Below are 1,944 nucleotides of genomic sequence, written 5' to 3' on the forward strand. Positions count from 1 at the left end.
GCATTAGCTGGTGCTATTGGCGCTAGAGCTGTCCGCAGTCGTAATCCACAACCGCCAATCAAGCCGCAAGGAATATCGAAAGGAAGCAATATTAAGGGAATTAAGGTAAACTGGGGTCAAGCGACGACGTTTATCAATGATAGATTTGAAGCTTTACAAAAGTCTGTTGGGCAACTGTCCAAGAATAAGCTGGCGTACGATGGGCCAAATGTGAACTATAAATCGTCAACGCAGAAGCCTCTTGAGCCGACGAGGAATCAGATTGAGGTGAAGAAATATTATCCGGGGAGTAATCCAGAGAATTCATCATCAGGATCTACGTCGGGAAAAAATAAGAATTCAACCGGTGAGGGGACGCCAAAAGCTTCGAATGTTGGAAATGTAGTTAAGGACGGAAATAAAGCGAAATATACGAATCCAGCAGAGAATGAATTAACCTGGGTTGATCAGCATCCTAAGAGTATTACTAATGATATTGATGCTAATTTAAACAGTACAGACCCGGGTAAGGCTACTGAAGCTAAAGTAGCTTCTTCTGTAAGAGAAACTAAGGAAGTTACAGGGTTTGGACAGCAAGTTAAAAAGGCAGATAATAGTTTAGCTGGTGATTTAGATGTTGTTACTAAAGATGAGATTATTGAAGTTAAAAAATCAATAAAGGCAATAACGGATGTAGAACAGTTTGATAAATATGTAAACCCGAATAATGGTAGTTATTTCAATCCCCATCAGAAGAAAGTTATTTTGTATATTGACAAACCGTTGACAAACGTACATCCGAATGATTTGAAAAAATTACAGAAGATTAAATCTAAGGGGGTTACTATTGTTAATTCTCTAGATGAACTTAAGGAGGCGTTAAAATAAAATGGGTACTTCGGCAGTTGTCCTTACAAAAAAAAGGAATTATTCACCTGAGAAACTGTTAGCAGATACAATAGTCTCGGTATTTCATGCTGATGCAACTCTATATTTTCATAATAATAAGAACTATTCGGATAATGGAGAATTTTCATATACTACACTGAACATTAATAACAATTCATTTGCAGAGAAAAGTGAGCAATCATTTATTTTTTCTGTTCACGCTATTAACAGTCCAAGCATTGATTTTTACTATCATGAAGATTTGGAACTGGATTCTAATCTATCATTATGTCAAGTTGGACATATTGAAGATATTTATGGTGTTCAAAAATTAATTTTTACTTTTATTTATGAATACCTTAGATTAAATCCTGATGATTACTTCTGGGTTACAGATTTTGATTGGGTTTATGGCTGGGAGGACATGAAAAAATTAAAATCTTTACCGTATGATCCAGATTGGTGTTATCAAGACCCAAGGTTGATTGATTTATCTTAAATTATTCTGCTACCCAGTGCCGAATGAACCTATCATTCAAACAATAATACATATAACCCTATAAAGGTTTTCACTAATTTGTTTGTACGTACATCAATGCTTGAATTTTATACCCTAAATAACGCTGTTGCGTTACATTGAACAGATCAATTATGGTCGGATACCACCATGATTGATCTGTTTTTTGTTATCTTCGTTTTATCACACTATTTTCAAATCAATCACAACTTTTTTATATATAGTCAGATTGTTATCATCCTTACCCATCATGATAATAACAATCCATACACAGGGGTGATTTCTTTTATGCACTACAAAATGCGTCATGTTTACATTGGTTTAGATGGCGGCGAGCAAGATCCCGCAAGATGTCCGAGTAGCAAATCGTAATTTATCGAAGGCGCTGGATTTCTACAGTTCAATAGATAGATGGGATTTGCCTAATCGTTTTCGAGTTCAAGATATTGATCCTGTGAAGGGATTGATGTATTAGCTGGTGCTATTGGCTCTAGTAAAAGGGTAAAGGATTTGTTTGCGATCATAATCCACAACTGCATCGCAAGCCGCAAGGAATATCG

At 35.9% G+C, this 1,944-nt stretch carries 1 protein-coding gene and 1 pseudogene; both read left to right on the forward strand.

What is annotated here, in order from left to right:
• Window positions 1–867 (forward strand): annotated as a pseudogene (locus tag AZ66_RS32245) (hypothetical protein); the annotation flags it as partial.
• A gap of 1 nt (window position 868) precedes the next feature.
• Complete coding sequence (locus tag AZ66_RS28795) at window positions 869–1,366, forward strand: hypothetical protein (protein WP_044358064.1); 498 nt, start codon at window positions 869–871, stop codon at window positions 1,364–1,366.
• The last annotated feature ends 578 nt before the right edge of the window (window positions 1,367–1,944 follow it).

It is taken from the genome of Paenibacillus sp. E194 (genome assembly GCF_000935845.1).
GTDB lineage: Bacteria > Bacillota > Bacilli > Paenibacillales > Paenibacillaceae > Paenibacillus_B > Paenibacillus_B alvei_B.